Source organism: Polynucleobacter yangtzensis (assembly GCF_001595965.1).
In the GTDB taxonomy this organism is placed as follows: Bacteria; Pseudomonadota; Gammaproteobacteria; order Burkholderiales; family Burkholderiaceae; genus Polynucleobacter; species Polynucleobacter yangtzensis.
The window spans coordinates 172,293-194,495 of record NZ_LOJI01000022.1 but is presented as its reverse complement, the minus strand read 5'-3'; the positions used below and the strand labels follow the sequence as shown (position 1 = coordinate 194,495).

General features: G+C 46.2%; 21 protein-coding genes. 3 read left to right on the top strand and 18 right to left on the bottom strand.

Annotated features, from left to right (window positions below; genetic code table 11):
* Positions 1–167 precede the first annotated feature (167 nt).
* Entirely contained in the window at positions 168–995 is an 828-nt protein-coding gene (gene ppsR / locus JaK3_RS06750; protein ID WP_068322530.1) for a posphoenolpyruvate synthetase regulatory kinase/phosphorylase PpsR, read from the top strand.
* Positions 996–1,011: 16 nt separating this feature from the next.
* On the opposite strand, the gene JaK3_RS06745 is transcribed toward ppsR, so the two are convergent.
* The 16 genes from JaK3_RS06745 to rpsB form a co-directional block, all read right to left on the bottom strand.
* Positions 1,012–1,836: a TrmH family RNA methyltransferase gene (locus JaK3_RS06745; RefSeq protein WP_068322527.1), complete on the bottom strand. Its 825-nt coding sequence runs from the start codon at positions 1,834–1,836 to the stop codon at positions 1,012–1,014.
* Positions 1,837–1,850: 14 nt separating this feature from the next.
* The gene (gene rnhB / locus JaK3_RS06740) at positions 1,851–2,444 is read right to left on the bottom strand and encodes a ribonuclease HII (protein WP_082786395.1); all 594 of its coding nucleotides are present in this window, start codon (positions 2,442–2,444) and stop codon (positions 1,851–1,853) included.
* A complete protein-coding gene (lpxB, locus tag JaK3_RS06735) occupies positions 2,441–3,646 on the bottom strand; it encodes a lipid-A-disaccharide synthase (RefSeq protein WP_150114223.1) in 1,206 nt (401 codons plus the stop codon). The genes rnhB and lpxB overlap by 4 nt, the downstream gene beginning before the upstream one ends.
* A 10-nt stretch (positions 3,647–3,656) precedes the next feature.
* Entirely contained in the window at positions 3,657–4,454 is a 798-nt protein-coding gene (gene lpxA, locus JaK3_RS06730) for an acyl-ACP--UDP-N-acetylglucosamine O-acyltransferase (protein WP_068322524.1), read from the bottom strand.
* Positions 4,454–4,903, bottom strand: a complete 450-nt coding sequence (gene fabZ, locus JaK3_RS06725) for a 3-hydroxyacyl-ACP dehydratase FabZ (RefSeq protein WP_068322521.1) — start codon at positions 4,901–4,903, stop codon at positions 4,454–4,456. The genes lpxA and fabZ overlap by 1 nt, the downstream gene beginning before the upstream one ends.
* Before the next feature lie 46 nt (positions 4,904–4,949).
* Positions 4,950–6,017: a UDP-3-O-(3-hydroxymyristoyl)glucosamine N-acyltransferase gene (lpxD, locus tag JaK3_RS06720; protein ID WP_068322517.1), complete on the bottom strand. Its 1,068-nt coding sequence runs from the start codon at positions 6,015–6,017 to the stop codon at positions 4,950–4,952.
* Between the two features lie 5 nt (positions 6,018–6,022).
* Positions 6,023–6,550, bottom strand: coding sequence for an OmpH/Skp family outer membrane protein (locus JaK3_RS06715; RefSeq protein ID WP_068322514.1), 528 nt, complete (start codon positions 6,548–6,550; stop codon positions 6,023–6,025).
* 18 nt (positions 6,551–6,568) lie between these two features.
* Positions 6,569–8,866 carry an outer membrane protein assembly factor BamA gene (gene bamA, locus JaK3_RS06710; protein WP_420865691.1) on the bottom strand — a complete coding sequence of 766 codons (2,298 nt, stop codon included), beginning with the start codon at positions 8,864–8,866 and terminating at the stop codon, positions 6,569–6,571.
* A gap of 38 nt (positions 8,867–8,904) precedes the next feature.
* Positions 8,905–10,038, bottom strand: a complete 1,134-nt coding sequence (locus tag JaK3_RS06705) for a M50 family metallopeptidase (RefSeq protein WP_068322509.1) — start codon at positions 10,036–10,038, stop codon at positions 8,905–8,907.
* On the bottom strand, positions 10,026–11,222 hold the full coding sequence (ispC, locus tag JaK3_RS06700; protein WP_068322506.1) for a 1-deoxy-D-xylulose-5-phosphate reductoisomerase: 1,197 nt from the start codon (positions 11,220–11,222) through the stop codon (positions 10,026–10,028). The genes JaK3_RS06705 and ispC overlap by 13 nt, the downstream gene beginning before the upstream one ends.
* Complete coding sequence (locus JaK3_RS06695) at positions 11,222–12,049, bottom strand: phosphatidate cytidylyltransferase (RefSeq protein ID WP_068322503.1); 828 nt, start codon at positions 12,047–12,049, stop codon at positions 11,222–11,224. Before JaK3_RS06695 ends, ispC begins: the two co-directional genes overlap by 1 nt.
* A gap of 26 nt (positions 12,050–12,075) precedes the next feature.
* Positions 12,076–12,849, bottom strand: a complete 774-nt coding sequence (locus tag JaK3_RS06690) for an isoprenyl transferase (RefSeq protein ID WP_068322500.1) — start codon at positions 12,847–12,849, stop codon at positions 12,076–12,078.
* Between the two features lie 25 nt (positions 12,850–12,874).
* Positions 12,875–13,435 (bottom strand): ribosome recycling factor, encoded by a 561-nt coding sequence (frr, locus tag JaK3_RS06685; RefSeq protein ID WP_068322497.1) that lies wholly within the window; start codon positions 13,433–13,435, stop codon positions 12,875–12,877.
* An 11-nt stretch (positions 13,436–13,446) separates the two neighbouring features.
* Entirely contained in the window at positions 13,447–14,157 is a 711-nt protein-coding gene (gene pyrH / locus JaK3_RS06680; RefSeq protein ID WP_068322494.1) for a UMP kinase, read from the bottom strand.
* Positions 14,158–14,343: 186 nt separating this feature from the next.
* Positions 14,344–15,228, bottom strand: coding sequence for a translation elongation factor Ts (tsf, locus tag JaK3_RS06675; protein ID WP_068322492.1), 885 nt, complete (start codon positions 15,226–15,228; stop codon positions 14,344–14,346).
* Positions 15,228–15,977 (bottom strand): 30S ribosomal protein S2, encoded by a 750-nt coding sequence (gene rpsB, locus JaK3_RS06670; RefSeq protein ID WP_068322489.1) that lies wholly within the window; start codon positions 15,975–15,977, stop codon positions 15,228–15,230. Before rpsB ends, tsf begins: the two co-directional genes overlap by 1 nt.
* Positions 15,978–16,191: 214 nt before the next feature.
* Between rpsB and map the strand changes: the two genes are divergently transcribed.
* Together map and JaK3_RS06660 are read left to right on the top strand one after the other, a co-directional pair.
* The gene (gene map / locus JaK3_RS06665; protein ID WP_338091691.1) at positions 16,192–17,082 is read left to right on the top strand and encodes a type I methionyl aminopeptidase; all 891 of its coding nucleotides are present in this window, start codon (positions 16,192–16,194) and stop codon (positions 17,080–17,082) included.
* A 4-nt stretch (positions 17,083–17,086) separates the two neighbouring features.
* Entirely contained in the window at positions 17,087–19,684 is a 2,598-nt protein-coding gene (locus JaK3_RS06660) for a [protein-PII] uridylyltransferase (RefSeq protein WP_068322483.1), read from the top strand.
* Here the strand turns inward: JaK3_RS06660 and JaK3_RS06655 are convergent.
* The gene (locus tag JaK3_RS06655) at positions 19,681–20,172 is read right to left on the bottom strand and encodes an NUDIX hydrolase (RefSeq protein ID WP_068322567.1); all 492 of its coding nucleotides are present in this window, start codon (positions 20,170–20,172) and stop codon (positions 19,681–19,683) included. The two genes, JaK3_RS06660 and JaK3_RS06655, sit on opposite strands and share 4 nt — an antisense overlap.
* Before the next feature lie 13 nt (positions 20,173–20,185).
* Positions 20,186–22,201 (bottom strand): NAD-dependent DNA ligase LigA, encoded by a 2,016-nt coding sequence (gene ligA, locus JaK3_RS06650; RefSeq protein WP_068322480.1) that lies wholly within the window; start codon positions 22,199–22,201, stop codon positions 20,186–20,188.
* Positions 22,202–22,203 lie beyond the last annotated feature (2 nt).

The following is a 22,203-nucleotide window of genomic DNA, read 5'->3' as shown; positions in this document are numbered from 1 at the left end:
GCTCAAAAGGCAAAACATAGGCATCAGCCATACTGCTATTTTGTTGCTGTTGGTTGGACATAAAATACTCTCTAAAGATAAGGAAACTGGTGTAGCGGCCACCTTATATGGGGCATGCTTTAATATGATTCTATTGTAGTGCTGACCCCGACTTCTAAGCTAAATCTATGTCTAACGAAACCCGCATTGTTTTTATCGTTTCTGACGGTACCGGCATTACCGCCGAGAACTTCAGCCAGTCGATTTTGGCTCAATTTGAGGCCACTTTTAAGCATATTCGAGTGCCATTCGTGGATAGCGTTGACAAAGCCCACGATGCCGTCAGCAGCATCAATCAGGCAGCCAGTAAATATGGCGTTCAACCCATTGTTTTCACCACTTTGGTGAATTCTGAGCTCAATGCCATTGTCGGGAAGGCAAACGGCCTCATCCTAGATATGTTCCAGACTTTCGTAGCACCTCTGGAGGAAGCCCTCGGCATGAAATCGACCCATGCCATGAACCGACTCCACCACAATGCGGACACCGAGGCTTACAAGAACCGTATAGAGGCGATTAACTACTCCTTAGCCCATGATGATGGCCAATCCAATCAAAACTTGGCTGAAGCCGATGTCATCCTGATTGGAATCTCTAGGGTTGGTAAGACTCCTACAAGTTTGTACCTGGCAATGCAATATGGGTTGAAAGCAGCAAACTACCCTCTTATTCCAGAAGACTTTGAACGGGGGCAACTGCCGAAGGATCTAGTACCTTACCGCCAGAAGATCTTTGGACTCATGATTGATGCAGAGCGCTTATCTGAGATTCGTAATGAACGTAGACCTGGTAGTAATTACGCCAAGCTTGAAAACTGTCGTTATGAAATTAATGAAGCAACGGCAATGATGAAAAAACAGTCTATTCCATGGGTGCTTACAACTAGCAAATCCATTGAGGAAATTGCGACTACCGTTTTACAAGCAATTAAGTCCGATAAAACGATCTTGGGTTGATCATTGTTAGGTAAAACTAGCTTCGTCTAACTCGAAGAGTCTCAAACAAACACACGGCCGCTGCCGTTGAAACGTTGAGTGACTCTACTCTGGGGTCAATAGGGATAGATACACCTTTAGCCTGAGCAAGAATATCCTCAGATACTCCTTGGCCCTCGCTACCCATCACCCAGGCAACTGGATGCAGTAGATCTTTCTTTAGAGAGTAGAGATCTTGCTCTGCATCTGCTGTAGTAGCCAATAATTGCGCGGTCACGGCACTCAATACTTGCTGGTTAGGCCAGCCTTCATACAAATCTAGCAATTTGTGAGCGCCCATTCCGGCACGTAATACCTTGGTAGACCATAGATGGGCACAACCAGACAATGCAATCACTTGTGTAAATCCAGCTGCAGCGGCAGTACGCAAAATTGATCCTACGTTTCCGGCATCCTGCACGCGATCCAATATCACTACATCACCTTCTAATGTTGCAATTGACTGTGGTGAAGTAATCGTTGATTTAGGAAGGTTTAATAGACCGGCAATATGCGGTGCATTCACTAAATCCGAGAGCAAGTCCCAGAGTGCACTATCCAACTGAAATACTTTGGTCTCAGGACAAATCTCGAGATGTTCGTAGACGGCTTGAGAGATTTCAATATTCTTTAGGCCAATTTCTGAAGTAAGCAAAGTCTTTAACGCTGGGTCACCTACCCAGGTTTGCACAAGATGGATGCCTTCCAATAAAGCTTGGCCACTTGCTAGCCTAGCCTTTTGACCTTTGGAGCCCGTGACTTGCAGGTTGCGAATCTCCTTAAACAAAGGATTCTCTTTGGAGGTGATGAGATGAAAGTTCATAACTTATTTATAACTTAGTTTTCAATCGATTCAAGCACTTTACGTACTGGCGAAAAACTTCTTCTATGTTGATCGCATACGCCATATTGCTTGAGGGCTGCAAAATGAGCTTCTGTTGGATACCCCATATGTTGTGCAAAGCCATATTCTGGGTGACGTTCATGTAGAGACATCATCTGACGATCACGCGTTACTTTTGCCACAATCGATGCAGCAGATATTGCTGGCTCTTTAGCATCACCCTTCACAATTGCCTCTGCAGCAATTGGCAACTCTGGGCAACGATTTCCATCGATCAATGCTTTATCAGGCCAGGCGCCTAAGCGGGTGGTGAGGTCTTCAATCGCCCTGCGCATTGCTAACATAGTGGCTTGCAAAATATTGATCTGATCAATCTCTAGCGGGCTAGCTTCACCAACACCCCAGGCTTTTGCCTTTTCCATAATTTGCTCATAGAGATATTCACGACGAGCGGCGGTTAATTTCTTAGAGTCTTTTAATCCATCAATCGGATTATTGGGATCGAGGACTACAGCGCCGGCAACTACAGCGCCTACTAATGGTCCACGTCCGGCCTCATCAACACCGCAGACCCAAATCAGACTCATGCGCTTACTTGCTTATTGCGATTATTGGCAATCGTTTGCGCCACTGCTTGCGCGACCAATAGGCCTGTGGGTCGACGCAGGGTTTCATGCATCTGTTTAAAGCGCCCTTTTAGTTCAGCCACTTTTACCGGATGCTCCAACCACTCCTGCAGGGCACTAGCCAATTTCTCTGGAGTGGCATCATCTTGCAGGAGCTCGGGGACAACAAATTCTCCGCAAAGGATATTTGGTAAGCCTACGTAAGGCAAATAACCCTGACGCTTCATGATCTGTGCTGTTAGCCAGGGCACTTTATATGAAATCACCATCGGCTTTTTCCATAAAGCAGCTTGTAATGTGGCCGTACCGCTGGCAATCAATACTACGTCAGAAGCTTCTAATACTTCATCAGCCATGCCATCGAGTAAATGAATCTGAACATCAGGAGTAGTGTTTTTAGTTTTGAGCAAAAGCTGTTCAAGAGGCTCACGCAAGCGTGGCGTTGCCACCGGAATTAAAAAGTGAAGTTTTTGTCCTTTTAATCTCTCGGTCAATAATTGGATAGTTTCAAAAAAAACAGGGGCAATAAGCTCGATCTCGGATCTACGACTGCCAGGGAGCACTGCAATGACTAAGCCCTCAAGAGAAGATTTTTGAAGCTTTAAGTAATGACTGATTTTTTCTCTTGCTTGCTGGATATTGGGCTCAAGCGGAATCTCGCTAGCCAATGGATGCCCTACATAAGTCGAGGCTACACCTGCCTTGTCATAGATTTCAGTCTCAAATGGAAAGATGCAGAGCATGCGCTCAACAGCTTGTGAAATCTTCTTAATACGTCCTGCTCGCCAAGCCCAGATCGAGGGAGATACAAAATGCAATGTCGGGATACCCGCCTTACGCAATTCCAACTCAACGCCTAAGTTAAAGTCAGGCGCATCTATTCCCAAATAAACATCGGGGCGCCCTTCATTCAGAAGGTTTTGAATAAGTTCTTTGCGCAACTTCAGAATAGCCGGAAGTTGTTTGATAGCCTCAACATAGCCGCGCACACTCAAAGTTTCCATAGGCCAATCAGAGCGCATGCCTTCAGCTTGCATGCGAGGGCCGCCAATACCATAAACCTCAAGACCGGACATATCCGGTATTTGATTTAGCGCACTAAGAACTGGCGCCGCTAATAGATCGCCAGAAGGTTCGCCAGCTACACAAGCTAACTTTGGCAAAGTAATTCCGTTACCGAATAATGCCGCGAGTAGAGGCGGCAATAAAATCGTGGAACTGAGCAAGCTTCTCAGCAGTTGCAGGATCACCCGCAGAGGCAACTACCATCTTCTGAATTTCTACTTTAGCTTCTTCAAAACTGAGGCCATCCTTATATAGAACCTTATAAGCTTGGCGCAATGCAGAAATTGTTTCGCTCGAGAATCCGCGACGCTTTAAGCCTTCTACGTTAATCCCATGGGGGGAAGCTTTATCTCCTGCAGCAATCACAAACGGAGGAATATCTTGCACTAAAGCGGATGCACCACCCAACATAGCATGTTGGCCAATACGAACAAATTGATGCACACCAGACATGCCACCCATAATTGCCCAGTCATTTACTTGCACATGGCCAGCGACTTGGGCATTACTTGAGAAGATTGTGTGATTACCAACCTGACAATCATGCGCAATGTGCACATAAGCCATGATCCAGTTGTCGTTGCCAATCCGGGTTATACCCTCATCTTGTGATGTGCCGGTATGAATCGTCGTGAACTCACGAACAGTATTGCGATCGCCAATAATGAGTTGGGTTGGCTCACCACGGTATTTCATATCCTGCGGAGGACCGCCAATAGCAGCAAAGTGTGCAAAGTTATTTTCTTTGCCTATGGTTGTAAAACCCTCAATCACGGTATGAGAGCCAATCTTCGTTCCAGCACCAATCTTGACGTTAGGTCCGATTACGGAATAAGGACCAACTTCAACATCGCTAGCTAGCTCAGCCTTGCTGTCCACTACGGCAGATGCATGAATCCGAGTCATTACGCGCCTTTCGTACGTACCGCACAAGTGATATTTGCTTCTGCAGCAATCTCACCATCTACAGTTGCCTTAACTGCAAACTTGTAAATACCAGCACGACCCCGTTCTAATGTAGCGGTCATGATCAGCTGATCGCCAGGTAAAACAGGCTTTTTAAAGCGCGCACCATCAATACCTGCAAAGTAATAAATAGCATCCTCAGCACGCTCTTCAGAGAAGGTTAGTAAGGCTGCGGTTTGAGCCAGGGCCTCAATAATCAACACTCCAGGCATCACCGGAAAATCAGGAAAATGGCCCTGGAAAAAAGGTTCATTCATGGTGACATTTTTTAATGCCGTAATACTTTCACGCGGGGAAATTTCTAGCACACGATCAACCAATAAAAATGGATAGCGATGCGGAAGCAATTTAAGAATCTTGTTAATGTCGATTGCGATTGGTGTGCTCATAAATGACCCGCTGAAAAGTAAATATTAATTTTAGATTTATAGAATCTCAAGACTCTGAAGATTTGTTCTTATCCAGTAAGCGCAAGCGCTGACGAATTTTATCTAGGCCACGCAAAATAGCGGCGTTTTTCTCCCACGCACCGTGGGGCATAGATGGATACACGCCCGTGAAATGCTGGCCAGGCTCTGTAATGGAGCGAATAATCGAAGTATTGCCAGAAACTGTTGTTCTATCTGCAATCGTCAAATGACCTGCAAAGTTAGCAGCGCCACCAATGATGCAGAAATTACCTATCTTGGTGCTGCCAGAGATTGCTGCACAACCCGCTATTACGCAGCAAGCGCCAACGATGACGTTATGCGCAATTTGCACCTGGTTATCTATCTTGGTACCAGCGCCAATTACCGTATCACTCATTGCGCCACGATCAATGGTGGTTGATGCGCCGATCTCTACGTCATTGCCAATGACAACACGTCCTGTCTGAGGGATCTTGACCCACTCTCCGCCCTTGGCAGAAAAATCAGGAGCAAAACCAAAACCATCAGCACCAATCACTGCGCCACTATGAATAATGCAGCGCTCACCAATTTGAGTGCCGTAATAAATTGATACCGATGGGTAGATCAATGCGTCGCTTGCAATAACGCTATCTTTAGCAACGCTAGTGTTGCCAAGTATAGAAACGCGCTCCCCAAGTTTTACACCTGCAGCTATTTGTACGAATGGTCCAATATGGCATGAAGATGGAACAGTAGCGCTTGGATCAATTACTGCGCTAGGATGAACTCCAGGCTCGTATTTTGGGCCGCTCGCTTTTGCAAAGTATTGCGCCATTCTTGCAAAAGTAGCATATGGATTTTTGGCAACAAAATACACACGCTTCGCTGAGTTGGCGCTAGGGTTTGCCTGCAAAAATTCGAGGTCTGATTGACTAACGATCAACGCTCCGGCAGCACTTTCACTAGCTTGCTGGCGGTAGAGCGGATTCGATAAAAAGGATATTTGGTCGGATTGCGCTCGCTCCAATGGAGCGAGGCCCGTAAATCCGTGGGAAGCCTCCCCCACCAAGCTTGCTTGAAACTGTTCGGCCAGCTCAATGGCGGTCGGCATAAAGCTTACTTCTGGCTATTTAAAGCCTTGATAACATCATCGGTCACATCAGCCTTAGGGCTGACATAAGCTGCTTCTTGAACAATGACATCAATTTTTCTTTGTTCAGCAATTTGCTTTAAGACTGCATTTGCTTTTTCTGCAATCTTGGCGCGCTCTTCGAAAGTGCGCTGATTGAGATCTTCGGTGAACTCACGTTGCTTACGCTGCAATTCGCGATCCTGCTCAGCCAACTCACGTTGACGACGAATACGCTCTGCTTCATTCATCACAGCAGCATCACGGTCTAGCTTTTCAGCAGCAGACTTAATCTTTTGAGCGCTGTCACGCAAATCATTCTGACGCTTTGTAAACTCATTCTGCAAACGAGTCTGCATTGCTTTAGCGAGATTAGACTCGTTAAATACTTTCTCAGAGTTCACAACTGCAACACGCGTACCAGCGTCTTGAGCAAACACTTGAGGGGCAGCCATTGCAGTTAGAGCAGCAATAATGCCAACTTGAATCCATTTTGAAGATTGATAGAACTTCATAAAACTTTCCTTAAACAATTAAAACGCCGTACCAACTTGGAACTGTAAACGCTGGATATTATCCGTTGGTAGCGACTTATACGGAATACCGTAGCTGAACTTCAAAGGCCCTAGCGGTGATATCCATGATAAACCCAATCCGTAGGAGTATCTCAGAACTAAATTGATATTTTCCCCATAAGCATTACCGCCATCCACGAAGGTGAAGAGGCGCAGGGTTTTATCCGTACCAGAACCCGGAACCGGGAAGGTGTATTCCACGTTCGTAACAATCTTAGACTGGCCGCCTGTAGGCTGGTAAGCGCCGATGACGGTGTTGTAATACTGAGGCCCTAATGAGCCAGGGGCGTAACCACGAACCGAGCCAATACCGCCGACGAAGTAGTTTTTGGTAATCGGGAACTCTTTATTGCCATACGCCTCGCCATATCCAACCTCGCCGTTAAAGGACAAAATATTGCCTTTAGAGAAAGAGTGGTACTTCTGATATTGGCCAAAGAGTCGATAAAAAGTAAGATCGCCCACAGGAGTGCCCACCTCACCGGAGAGCTGCTGCAAAGAACCTTCTGATGGAATCAATGTGCTGTCACGACCATCACGCGCCCAACCTACAGTCAAGGGCACGTTGTATGTTTGTAGACGTCCTGGCACGGTTCCACCGTAACTAGTGACATAGTTTTGGTAAGGAATTGGCGTGTTGGTGGTGGCATAAATACTAAACACCTCAATACCCGTTCCAAAGAACACACGGTCTACTTCAGTATAGGGAACGCCAAACTTAATGTTTGAACCAACGGATTTAATTTGATAATCAGGATCGCCTGCATAGTACAAAGGCTTGGATGAGCGATAGTACAAATCAGTGTATCGACTAATACCATCTTCAGTGAAGTATGGATCGTAGTTGGATAGCGTTAAGTTTTGAGTGATCTTACCCAAGGAGGCATTTAATCCAATTGCCGTACCAGTTCCAAATGCGTTATCTTGATTTACACCAGCAGACAAAATGAGCTTTTCTGTTGAGGAGAAACCGGCACCAATTGTGACTGCACCAGTTGGCTTCTCTGTAACCTTCACATTAACGTCGACTTGATCAGGGGATCCAGGCACGTCTTCCGTTGTGATATCAGTTTCCGTAAAGTAACCTAAACGACCCAAGCGTTTTTTTGATAAATCAATCTTTTCGCTATCAAACCAAGAGCTTTCAAACTGACGCATCTCGCGACGAATCACCAAATCGCGAGTTTTAGCATTACCAGTGATTGCCACTTGACGAACATAGATGCGACGCCCAGGATCCACCACCAAGGTGAGATCCACTTCAGCAACATCTCGCCTGATATCCGGCTGCGGATTAATTGTTGCAAAAGCATAACCATAGGAGCCTAGGATTTCGGCAATTGCTTTGGTGCTCTCAGTAAGCTTTGCGGATGAGAAAGTATCGCCTGGCTTTAAAACAATTAATTGCTTTAGTTCAGCCTCTTTACCAAGAGTTTCACCTGCTAAGCGCACATCCTTGACGGTGAATTTTTTTCCTTCACGAATACTGATTGTGAGATAGACACCTTTTTTGTCGGGCGTAATCGACACCTGAGTTGATTCAATCACAAACTCGAGATAACCACGATTCAGATAATAGGAGCGAATTGACTCTAAGTCAGCGGTTAATTTTTGCTTTGAGTAAAGATTGTCCTTGCTGTACCAAGACAGCCAACCACCTGTTTTCAGCTGCATCTCACTTCTTAAAGTGCCTTCGCTAAATACTTCATTGCCGATGATATTAATTTCTTGTATTTTGGCAACGGGACCTTCGTCAACATTGAAGTAAATCGCAACTTGATTACGCTCAACCGGAGTGACTGTAGCAACAATCTCGGCCGCGTACAGACCTTTGCCAACATATTGACGCTTAAGTTCTTGCTCTGCTTTATCAATCAGAGCCTTGTCATAAAAGCGCGCTTCGGCCACGCCTACTGTTTTAAGCGATTTACGAACATTCTCAGGATCAAATTCTTTCATTCCCGTAAATTCAATTCGAGAAATAGTTGGGCGCTCTTCAACAATCACAATCAAAACACTACCCTGCGCTTGGATCTGCACGTCTCTAAAAAAGCCAGTGCCATAAAGTGCTTTGATCGATTCAGCGCCCTTTTCTTCTGTAAAGGTATCGCCGACTTGAACAGGTAGATAACTAAATACCGTACCTGGCTCAACACGCTGGAGACCTTCAACACGAATATCTTTCACCACAAAAGAATCAGCCGCTGAAACATTCAAACTCAATCCGAGCGCAAAAAGAACCGAGATATGGGTAATGAAACGGGCAAAAATACGGAAAGATATTGTCAGAGAATTCAAGGCGAAATATAGCGTTGTAAATCGTTAAACAATGCCAGCAACGACATAGAAATCAGCAAAATAAAGCCCAGTTTTTGAAACTGTTCCTGCATTGATATCGAAATCCGCTTACCGGCGACCAACTCCCATGCATCATACAGTAGCTGACCCCCATCAAGCATCGGAAAAGGCAGTAAATTCAGCAAACCAATGCTAATACTCATAAGTGCTAAAAAGGCTAAAAATGGTTGCCACCCTACCTGAGCTGTCTTACCTGCCATATCAGCAATACTGAGAGGTCCGCCCAGTTGCTTTAAGGAGGTGCTCCCGGTAAACAAACCAGCCATTAACCGTGCGGAGACCTTGGTGATGACCCACACCCTTTCAGAAGCAAATATGACGGCATCTAAAGGGCCCAACCTGAGCTCCTGCCACTTTTCTAATGGACTAGGTGCTGGCAGCAAGCCCAGAGCCATCATTGGATCCTTTTCAGGGCTGATTTTCGGCAAATCTGCGGCATAAAACGCTTTGACATGGCGAGCGCCTGAAGCAGTTTGGAGCTCAAGCGCAAAACCATCCTCCCCAGTAATGGCATCCATCAGATTCCAGCGCAAAGCATTCCAGCTGGGAACAGGCTCAAATTCACCAAAAAGGGGCACGCTATCAGCCTGGGAACCCAAATCCTGCCACCCAACCACCCTATCGCCCTCGGCAACCCCCAGTTTGGCTGCCACGGAGCTTTCGGGGGGAGTCTGCAGTACAGCTGGTAATTGCGGTGCGCCAGCTAGATAAATAAAGGCAAACAAAATGATCGCCAAGAAAAAATTGGCAAAGGGGCCAGCTGCTACAACCAAAGAACGTTGCCAAAGGGGTTTTTTATCAAAAGCCTGGCACTCTTCCGCCGGCGAAATTACTTGCTGACGATCTCTTCCATCCAGCAATTTCACATAACCACCTAAAGGAATCGAGGCCAACACCCACTCGGTATTATTTTTTGCATGGTAGGTGTAAATCGGCTTACCAAAGCCAATCGCAAAGCGAAGCACTCGAACACCACAACAGCGAGCCGCTAAAAAATGTCCAAACTCATGAAAGCTAACCAGTACGCCCAGCGTTAACAAAAACGCGGCAAGAGTAATCAATGCTTGCAAAGAATTTCCTTCACCACTGCTTTTGCTGCTTCACGTGCTCGCGCATCAATACTTAAGATCAACTCAAGTGAATTCGCGCTGGATGTAGGGATAGCATTCAATACCTTCTCCACCACAACTGGAATCTGCAAGTATGGCAAGCCTTCATCCAAAAAAGCTGCTACCGCAATCTCATTCGCAGCATTGAGAACTGCTGGAGCGGTACCACCTGCTTTGGCAGCGGCAAAGGCCAAGGAGAGGCAAGGAAAACGTGTCAACTCAGGCTCGGTGAAACTCAAGGATGCTAGCTGGGTCAAACTCAACGGCGCCACTCCTGCATCAATACGCTCTGGCCATGCCAAGCCATAAGCAATCGGCGTACGCATATCCGGTTGACCTAGTTGTGCTAATACCGAACCATCTCGGTAACGAACCATTGAATGCACCACGCTTTGCGGATGAATCAATACTTTGATCTTTTCTAATGGCAAACCAAATAACCAAAACGCCTCGATGACTTCAAGACCTTTATTCATCATCGTTGCAGAATCAACAGAAATTTTTCTACCCATCACCCAGTTTGGGTGTGCACATGCTTGCTCAGGAGTAATACTGGCTAGCTGATCCAATGGCGTATTTCGGAATGGTCCGCCAGATGCCGTAAGCCAAAGCTCCTCAACTCCAAGTCGAGGATTTGGCTCTTTTGAAAATTGCTCGGGCAGGCATTGAAAGATGGCATTGTGCTCACTATCAATTGGCAGCAACTCACCGCCACCCTCTTTCATAGCGTGCATAAACAAATCACCAGACATCACCAGAGCTTCTTTATTTGCCAGCAACACTCTTTTGCCAGCCTTTGCTGCGGCTAACGCAGGAACCAATCCGGCAGCACCCACAATCGCAGCCATCACGGTATCGCAATGAGAATCGGTAACAGCATTCACCAGAGCTTCTGGGCCATACAAAACTTGAGTATTGATTTTTTTCTCAAGCAGATGCTTGCTCAAACGAGTGGCACCATCGGCGTCAGATACAACTGCAATAGCCGGCTGAAATTCTGCACATTGCTGAGCAAGCAAATCGACTTGCTTAGCCGCAGTAAGCGCAACCACTTTAAAACGATCTGGATGCGCTCGGATCACATCGAGCGTATTGACACCGATAGATCCCGTTGAACCAAGGATGGCAACCTGCTTTACTGACATCAGATAAACCCTGCTAAGAGCGCTGCGATCGGCATCGTTGGTATCAAGGCATCTACGCGATCCAACACCCCACCATGACCGGGCAATAAATGACTGGAATCCTTAACCCCTGCCAAACGTTTGAGTTGAGACTCAAATAAATCGCCAAAAATACTGAAGGCCGTTAATACCGTCACCATCAAGAACATTGGAATCCAGCCAAAGCGAATTGCCCAGGCACCAAATAAAGTAGATTCAAAAGATAAATAGTAGACGCATGCAAACGCGTAAACATAACAAAGTATTAAGCCACCAATTGCGCCCTCAATTGATTTGCCAGGACTAATTTGTGCCGCAAGCTTACGCTTACCAAAGGCTTTGCCCACAAAGTAGGCACCAATATCCGCAACCCAAACCAAAGCCATCGTGCTCAGCAAAAAGATGAGGCCAAGTTCTCGCAAAAACACTAATGCAAACCAAGTGGCCGGTAGCAATATGAGTCCAAGCACAACGTAAAAAGGCCGTAACTTTGACAAAGAAAGATTCATTCCTTTGGCCAATATAAATGGCGCAACAAAGAACCAAAATAGAACCGCTAGTAGCAATAAAGCAAACTGCCAAGAGGCATTTTGCATACCGAGTAAAAACAGAATAATGACCAAGCAAAATAAAGCATACAGCCAAGCTGCACGCCCCGCCTCAGGAGCAAGCAAGCGACTCCACTCCCAGGCAGCAGCCAACAAAGCCACTAAAAAGAAACCGCCAATATAAATTGGAGGCAGTAGAAACAAGATCGGCAGAAGTACCGCCAATAAGACAAGGGCGGTAATAACTCTGGTTTTTAACATGGGATTGAGCTTAGTAACGAACTACATCAAACTGCATCACTCATCGCTTGCGATGCAAGCTGAGCACTAGTACGACCAAAACGGCGCTCGCGTTGACTAAACCAGTCAAACGCTTTATGCAATTCTTTCTCATCAAAATCAGGCCACAAGATATCCGTGAAATACAACTCGGTATAAGCTAGTTGCCATAACAAGAAATTACTGACACGTTGTTCGCCACCAGTACGAATGAATAAATCCGGCTCTGGCGCGTAAGCCATCGATAAATGAGGTTGAAGCAATTCTTCTGTGACTTGCTCTGGTTTCAAATTGGGGTTTGCCGCAAGACATTGACGCATTGCCTGCAAAATATCCCAACGACCACCGTAGTTTGCGGCAATCGTAAAAGTGAGGCCCTTGCAACCAGCAGTCTTTTTCTCAGAAAAATCCACCATCTCTTGAATGGCGGTATCAAAACGACTCAAGTCACCAATTAATCGCAGAGCAATATCATTTTCAGCAAGGCGAGACACCTCACCCTTGAGAGACTTCAAAAATAGCTTCATCAAGAAGCCCACCTCTTCCGGTGGGCGGCGCCAGTTCTCAGAGCTGAACGCAAATACGGTTAGATACTCAACTCCAAGCTTGCGACACTCTTGAACAATTCTGCGAACAGCACTCAAACCCTCGGAGTGTCCTGCAACACGCGGCATCATACGCTTGCTGGCCCAGCGTCCATTACCATCCATGATGATTGCAACATGGCGAGGTACAGCGCTGACCTCTGGAATAGATAGGGTTGAACTGGAGTGTTGAGTCATTAGAAGCTGAAGTTCAATCAGGTTATTAAACCGTCATGATCTCTTTTTCTTTTTCAGCAATGATCTTGTCAATATCAACTACTGCTTTGTCTGTCATCTTCTGAATATCATCAGTAGCGCGACGCTCGTCATCCTCAGAAATTTCTTTGTCTTTAGTTAAACGCTTGAGATGCTCATTCGCATCACGACGTAAATTGCGTACAGCAATCTTAGTATCTTCGCCTTCACTCTTCACAACCTTTGTTAACTCACGACGTCGTTCTTCGGTCAAAGCAGGCATTGGTACACGAATTACAGTGCCCTGAGATGCTGGATTGAGGCCTAAATCAGAATCACGAATTGCCTTCTCGATTGCTGCAACCATCGTCTTATCAAATGGCTGAACGTTGATTGTGCGGGCATCAGCCAGGCCCAAGCTAGCAACCTGACTTAATGGTGTTGGATTGCCGTAGTAATCTACATGAATATGCTCCAGAATTCCTGGATTAGCGCGACCAGAGCGAATCTTGGCTAAATTGGTTTTCAAAGCCTCAAGGGACTTTTCCATCTTTTGATTGGTAGTGGTTTTAATTTCTGCTGCAGACATCAGGCCTCCTATTAAACGTGCACCAAAGTACCTTCGGGCTCACCTTGCACTACACGCATTAACGCGCCCGGCTTGAGAATTGAAAATACTTTGATTGGTAATTTACGATCGCGACACAACGCAAATGCAGTTGCATCCATCACTTGTAGATTCTTAATTAATGCTTCATCAAACGTAATCGTTTTATATAAAGTCGCTGTTGGATCTTTTACTGGATCTGCGCTGTAGATGCCATCTACCTTAGTGGCCTTGAGCATAACCTCAACACCCATCTCAGCCCCACGAAGAGCGGCAGCTGTGTCAGTGGTAAAGAATGGGTTGCCTGTACCTGCCGCGAAGATCACAACCTTGCCCTCGCCCATTGCACGAATTGCGCGAGGACGAATGTATGGCTCTACTACCTGATCCATACGAAGAGCGGATTGCACACGTGCTTCAACCCCTTTTTGACGCAAGGCATCTTGCAGCGCTAATGAATTCATCATGGTTGCCAACATACCCATGTAATCGGCTGTTGCGCGATCCATGCCTGCAGCACCGCCAGCAACACCGCGGAAAATGTTGCCACCGCCAATGACAATCGCTAGCTGTACACCGCTATTCACAACCTCGGCGATTTCCTTGACCATGGAATCTATGGTGACTGGATTGATGCCGAAAGCATCGTCACCCATAAGGGCTTCACCAGATAGTTTTAGGAGGACTCTTTTGTAGGCTGGCATGTTTTTAATTTTCCGTAATTTGCCAAGTAATTAACTTACTTAGCTTATTGATCTCTAAGCACTTTTTAATATCTTCGCCGAATTATAAAGGGCTTGAGAGTGATCAAAGAAAAGGGCATAGAAACTAAGGTTTCTATGCCCTTTTGGGTATTACCGACCGGCTGGGGCAAGCCCCAAACCAGCTAATTAAGCAGTTGCTTTAGAGGCGGCGGCTACTTGTGCAGCAACTTCAGCTGCAAAGTCGTCTTGACGCTTCTCAATGCCCTCGCCTACAACAAACATGGTGAAACCCTTGATTGTTGTATTTGCAGCCTTGAGCATTTGCTCAACAGTTTGCTTGTCGTTTTTAACGAAAGTCTGGTTCAACAAAGAAACCTCTTTGAGGTACTTCTGAATAGAACCTTCAACCATCTTTTCAACGATTTCTGGTGGTTTGCCGGATTCGGCAGCTTTTTGAACAGCAACGCTACGCTCAACAGCAATTGCTTCAGCAGGAACGTCAGCCATAGACAAAGCCACTGGCTTCATTGCAGCAATGTGCATCGCTACGTCTTTAGCAGCAGTGTCGTCACCTTCAAACTCAACCACTACACCAATACGTGTACCGTGGAGGTAAGAAACCAACTTGCTGCTGCCAGCAAAACGTTTGAAGCGACGTGGCATGATGTTCTCGCCGATCTTACCGATCAATGCGCTACGAACTTCATCAACAGTTTGACCATTCAATGGCAATGCCAACAAAGCAGCAACGTCAGCTGGGTTCTTTTCAGCAACCAACTTAACGCAATCGTTTGTAAATGCTAGGAAGTCATCATTCTTAGAAACGAAATCTGTTTCGCAGTTCACTTCTAACAATGCACCTGTAGTGCCATTGATAGAGGCAGCAACGATACCTTCAGCAGTTACACGAGAAGCTGCTTTGCCAGCTTTGCTACCAAGCTTTACACGCAGAATTTCTTCTGCACGAGCCATATCACCATCAGCCTCAGTCAAAGCTTTTTTGCACTCCATCATCGGAGCATCAGTTTTGGCGCGTAGTTCGCCAACCATTGCAGCGGTAATAGCGGCCATTATTCAGCATTCCCTTCTTCAACAAACTCTTCTTCACCTTCTTTAACTGCTGTCAAGATTTCTTGAACAGAGTTAGCTTTACCTTCGAGGATTGCGTCAGCAATGCCACGTGCATAGAGGGTTACTGCTTTGCTTGAGTCATCGTTACCAGGGATGATGTAATCAACACCTTCTGGTGAGTGGTTGGTATCCACAACGGCGATTACTGGAATACCAAGCTTGTTAGCTTCGGTAATAGCAATCTTGTGATAGCCAACGTCCACTACGAAAATCGCATCAGGAACGCCGTTCAAGTCTTTGATGCCGCCAAGAGCTTTTTGTAATTTGTCGAGATCACGGTCGTTAGTCAAAGCCTCTTTCTTAGAAAGCTTTTCCCAGTCGCCAGCTTCTTTAGCAACTTCCATGTCTTTCAAACGCTTGAGGGAACCTTTAACAGTTTTGAAGTTAGTGAGCGTACCGCCCAACCAACGGCTGTCGATGTAAGGCATACCAGCACGAGCAGCTTCTTCAGCAATAATCTCGCGTGATTGACGCTTAGTACCAACAAATAAAATCGTGCCACGGTTAGCAGCAACTTGTTTTGCAAATTTCAGGGCGTCCTGAAACATTGGCAATGTTTTTTCCAAGTTGATGATGTGGATTTTGTTGCGATGACCGAAAATAAATGGGGCCATCTTTGGGGACCAGAAGCGAGTTTGGTGACCAAAATGGCAACCGGCTTCCAGCATTTGACGCATAGTTACTGACATAACTTCTCCTAAGGGTTGGTTCTAAAGTTGAGTCCTAGCTGCGCTAAAAAACGCCACCCTGGAAGGCTCAACTCGCGATTTCAAGTCCAAAATAGACCTGAGACCAAAATTATAGCTTAAATATCAATGCTCTAGCCACCTTCACCCCTAGGCAGAATATGAGGCTTGCCCTCAAAATAGCCTCCGGATCCCCTAAAAATGGGATATTTGCCTAATTTTTAGGCAATTAGAACAAACCAAAACCCTCCAAGTCGTTGATAATCAAGGCATGAATAGTGTATTTACCGCAGAAAAAGACATCCAAGGGATGCGCGAAGCTGGCCGCTTAGCTAGCGAAGTTCTGGATCATGTAGCGCCCCACGTCAAAGCAGGGGTGACCACTGGAGAGCTGGATCGTATTTGCCATGAGTACATGCGCGACGTCCAAAAGACTATTCCCGCCCCGCTGAACTATCAGCCGCCTGGATACCCTCCTTTCCCGGCATCCATCTGCACCTCAGTAAACGATGTGATCTGCCACGGCATTCCTGGCGATAAAGTTTTGAAAGCTGGTGACGTAGTAAATCTTGATATCACCGTTATTACCCCTGATGGTTATTACGGCGATACCAGCCGCATGTTCATGGTGGGTGAAGTTTCTGTCATGGCAAAGCGTCTCACTCAAATTACTTTTGAATGCATGTGGCTTGGTATTGCTCAGGTAAAACCTGGCGCCTCTTTAGGTGATATTGGGCACGTCATTCAAACTCATGCTGAGAAAGCTGGCTACTCAGTCGTTCGTGAATACTGCGGCCACGGCATTGGCAAAGTATTTCATCAAGATCCACAAATTCTTCACTATGGCAAACCTGGCACTGGTGAAAAGTTAGAGGCTGGCATGACTTTCACAATTGAGCCGATGATTAATGCTGGCAAAAGAGATATTCGCACTATGCCTGACCAGTGGACTGTCAAAACAAAAGATCGCAGCCTGTCAGCGCAATGGGAACATACCTTGCTTGTTACTCAGACTGGTGTTGAAGTATTGACATGGTCAGAAGGTAGCAACCCGCCACCTGATTGCGTTAAAGGCTTGTCTTTTAGACCTGCTCTAGCCAGCGCATAAATCCATGAGCAAGCTCCAGGCAGCCAGCAATATCACTGATGCAGCTAGCCTGCGTGCTGCTCGCGAAGTTGCTTACGACGAGTTTAGAAAAACACAAGCGGTAGGTAAGTTAACCAAACAACTTACCAAGATGAGCGATCAAATACTTGCCCATCTTTGGAGTAATAGCGGCATAAAAAATGAAGCCGCCTTAATAGCTGTTGGTGGCTATGGAAGAAATGCTTTATTCCCATCCTCTGATATCGATATCCTCATCCTTTTGCCGGAAGATGAAAAGCAGGCCATTGCCCTATCAAAGCAAGTCGAGCAATTTATTGCTAGTTGCTGGGATGTGGGTTTAGAGATAGGCTCGTCGGTCCGCAACATCGCTGAATGCATCTCAGAATCCGATCAAGATGTCACAGTACGTACCTCACTTTTGGAAGCGCGCTTCCTTTGCGGCAAGAAGGCTTTATTCAAAGACTTTGCTAAAGCATTTGAAGCAGCCATGGATCCCAAGGCATTTTTTCAGGCCAAGCAAGCAGAACAAATTCAGCGTCACTACAAATATCAGAACACCCCTTACTCATTAGAGCCTAACTGCAAAGAGAGCCCTGGTGGATTACGTGATTTACAGGTGATCTCATGGGTCAGTAAGGCTGCACTATTGGGTGATACCTTTAAGGATCTCCACGAGGCTGGCCTTGTCACGCAACGCGAACTGACTGAACTCAACCGCAATCAACGATTTTTAGAAACCTTACGCGCCAACCTCCACCTCCTAGCAAAACGTAGGCAAGATGTTCTGGCTTTTGATTTACAGGCGCCCTTAGCAGCGTCTATGGGAATAAAAGAAGAATCCTCAAGGGTTGCCAGTGAAGCAATCATGCGTCGCTACTATTGGGCAGCTAAAGCAGTAACCCAATTAAATGATGTTCTATTGCAGAACATTGAGGCCATACTCTTCCCGCAAGAATCTAAAACCACTCACCCTATTCCAGGCGAAGGTAATGAATACTTTATTGAGCGCCAAGGGGTATTGGATATTACGGACCCGCAGCTCTTTCAGAAGCACCCAGAGCAAATTCTGAGAACCTTCTTAGTGTTTGCCCAAACATCTAATGTCAAGAGCTTATCGGCAACCATCTTCAGGGCGCTCTACAACGCCAGAACTAAGATGGATAGCAAATGGCGCAAAGACCCGATTAATCGCGCGCTTTTTATGGAGATCTTGAAGCAGCCTGAAGGTGTAAGCCGTGCTTTCCACCTGATGAATCGCAGCAGCGTACTAGGACGCTACCTTCCAGCTTTCAGAAAGATTGTTGGGCAGATGCAGCATGACCTGTTCCATATATACACAGTCGATCAACACATCCTGATGGTGCTACGCAATGTGCGCCGCTTCATGGTGGTTGAACACACTCATGAGTTCCCTTTCTGCAGCAGTCTCATTGCTCACTTTGAGAAACCTTGGTTGCTCGTCATTGCAGCCCTCTTTCATGATATTGCCAAAGGGCGTGGAGGCGACCATTCGCAACTCGGTAAAGCTGACATGCGCAAGTTCGCCAAAGAGCATGGTCTGGATAAAAAAGATACTGAGCTTTTAGTATGGTTAGTAGCTGAACATCTCAATATGAGCCAAACAGCTCAGAAGCAAGACATCACTGATCCCGATGTCGTTAAAGCTTTTGCCAAGAAGATGGGTGATGAGCGTCATCTCACTGCACTCTACTTGCTCACCGTTGCTGATGTTCGAGGTACTAGCCCTAAAGTCTGGAATGCCTGGAAAGGCAAACTCCTTGAAGACCTGTATCGCGCAACGCTAAGAGTATTAGGTGGCGCTAAGCCGGATGCCTCCTCAGAATTGGCTCAACACCAAGAAGAATCTAAAGCAAAGCTGCGCCTCTATGGCATTAACGATGATGCTTATGAAGACCTGTGGAAGCAATTGGATGTTGCCTTCTTTTTAAGGCAAGATTCCTCTGATATTGCCTGGCTTACACGCCATCTATTTAATAAGGTAAATAGTGAGCAGCCGATTGTCAGGGCCAGACTATCCCCCATTGGCGAAGGACTGCAAGTAGCTGTCTATGTAAAAGACCAAGAAGATCTATTTGCCAGAATCTGTGCGTACTTCGAGAGACACGGTTTCTCCATTTGGGATGCTCGTATTCATACGACGCGTCATGGCTACGCCTTAGATAGCTTCCAAATTTCAGGCAGTAACTTGGTGGATGAAGGTGGCAGTTATCGCGACATTATTCAGCTAGTAGAGTTTGAACTTACCGCTGCACTTACCAATAGCGAGCCATTACCAACCCCAAGTATGGGTCGTCTATCAAGGCAGTCACGCACCTTCCCAATACAGCCCCGTGTGCATATGGTTCCAGATGAGCGAGGCAGATATTACACACTCGCACTATCAGCAAGCGACCGTACTGGTTTGCTCTACACCATATCTCGAGTATTAGCGAAGCATCAGGTATCAATCCACACAGCACGCATTAATACTCTTGGCGAGCGAGTGGAAGACGTACTGCTTCTTGATGCTGCTAACTTGGGTAAGAATCCCAAGTTACAGATTCAGCTTGAGACAGAGTTGCTAGAGGCGTTAGGGGCTTAATCCAATTTAGCCAAGGCGCGCTGGATTCGAATACTTTCGATATTACCAAAAGCAAACCACTTACATTCAATATCTTCCGCTGATTGCTCATGTCGCACGACTCGCAAGCAATAAAGCAAATCAATATGCAAATGAGCGCCCTCGCCTTTTTTAGGATTTTCAGGGATCTCGTGAATATCAATATCAATTGGATCTTGACTATCAGAGTCTAGTTCACAGACGTATCCAGTTTCTTCGTAAACCTCTCTAATTGCAGCCGCAATCGGAGAGTCACCTTCATCAATATGGCCACCAGGCTGGAACCAGCGCTTGATATAAGGATGAAAAATTAATAAAGCCTTACCGTCCTTAACCACTAAACCGCTAGCTGTAATATGACCCTGGATTGTTGCGCGAGAAAATGGGTTTGATGATTCCAGAATCGCATTGCACTGTGCCCCATGAATAGTGTTACGTGCCTGAACGGCAATTTGAGAAATAATATTCATGCGCAAAAAGTAATTACTTAAGAAGCTCAAGCATTTCAGCTTCATCAATAACCAGTACACCCAATTCTTCTGCTTTCGTGAGTTTGCTGCCAGCATCTGTACCAGCTACTACATAGTCAGTCTTCTTAGAAACTGATCCAGCAACTTTGGCACCTGCTTTTTCAAGGAGATCTTTTGCCTCATCCCTTGTCATTGTTGGGAATGTACCTGTCAGAACAAATGTTTTACCCGCTACTGCGGCACTAATCACTTTTTCTTCTACGGCGAGCTGTATTCCGGATGCTAGTAGCTGCTCAATTACCTCACGATTGTGTGCTTCTTGCATAAAGCTCGTGATGGAGTCGGCAACTACAGGACCAACGTCTTTTACTGTTAACAGGTCTTCGAGATTTGCATCCATTAATGCATGCATGGACTGATAGTGATTCGCTAAATCCTTGGCAGTGGTCTCGCCCACGTGACGAATACCCAGGGCAAAGATAAATCTAGCTAAGGTGGTGTTTCTGGATTGGTTAATTGCTTGAATGAGGTTATCCGCTGACTTCTCGCCCATACGCTCTAAGTTTGCAAGAGCCGTAAATCCCAGGCGATACAGATCTGCAGGGGTTCTAACGAGATTGTGATCCACCAACTGGTCCACTATCTTCTCGCCTAAGCCTTCGATATCAAGGGCTCTTCTATGAGCAAAGTGAATCAATGCTTGCTTGCGCTGAGCGCCACAGAATAGTCCGCCACTACAGCGCGCTACGGCTTCATCTGCTAAACGCTCGATATGAGAATCGCAGACAGGACAACGAATTGGCATGACAAATTCTTTTGCATCTGCTGGACGGCGATCCTTAATTACCGAAACCACCTCAGGAATCACATCACCTGCTCTACGCACTGAAACGGTATCGCCAATTCGCACATCTTTACGTTTGACTTCGTCTTCGTTATGTAAGGTTGCATTAGTGACCGTGACTCCACCTACCTCCACAGGAGCAAGTCTTGCTACTGGAGTGATTGCGCCTGTGCGGCCCACTTGTACGTCGATACCCAATACAGTTGTAAGTGCTTCTTGTGCTGGGTACTTGTGAGCGAGCGCAAATCTAGGGGCTCTTGATACAAATCCCAACTTCGCTTGCTCGGCGAATGAGTTCACCTTATAGACAACGCCATCAATGTCATATGGCAATGAATCTCTTTTGGCACCAATCTCGTTATAGAAGGCCAAGATCTCTTCTACGGAATGCAATACCTTACGCTCTGAGCAAACAGGCAAGCCTAATTCAGCGTAAGCATTAAGTAATTCTTCATGAGTTTTAGGCAACCATGACTGAGGTTCTAGGGCGCCTAAGCCATAGGCAAAGAAAGACAATGGCCTTTTAGCGGTGATCTTCGAATCTAATTGACGCAGACTACCTGCTGCTGCATTACGGGGATTGGCAAACTCCTTCTCACCCAACTCTGCTGCCTGTCGATTCATCTTCTCAAAATCTTTGAGATACATAAAGACCTCGCCACGAACCTCTAAGACTTGTGGAATGTTTTTTCCAGTGAGTTTGAGCGGAATAGCGCGAATTGTTTTGATGTTAGCCGTGACATCTTCACCGCTAGCTCCATCACCACGAGTGGCAGCGGTTACTAATGAACCGTTTTCATAACGGAGCGAGATTGCAAGACCATCGAACTTGAGTTCACCAGCATATGTCACATGATCTGTATGGAGCGCCTCACGGCAACGACGATCAAAAGCAATCAGCTCGGCATCTTCAAAGGCATTATTCAAAGAAAGCATTGGCACCGCATGGGTAACCGAATCAAACTCTTTTAATGCTGCTCCACCTACACGCTGAGATAAGGACTCGGGGGTGATCCACTCTGGATGGGCGGCCTCAATATCCAATAACTCGCGATAGAGGCGGTCATACTCAATATCAGGCAATAGTGGATTATCTAGAACGTAGTAAGCATGCTCTAGGCGCGCAAGCTCGGCTTGCAAGAATGCGTAACGCTCCGCTAAATTTGTCGGACTATTAGACGACAAAG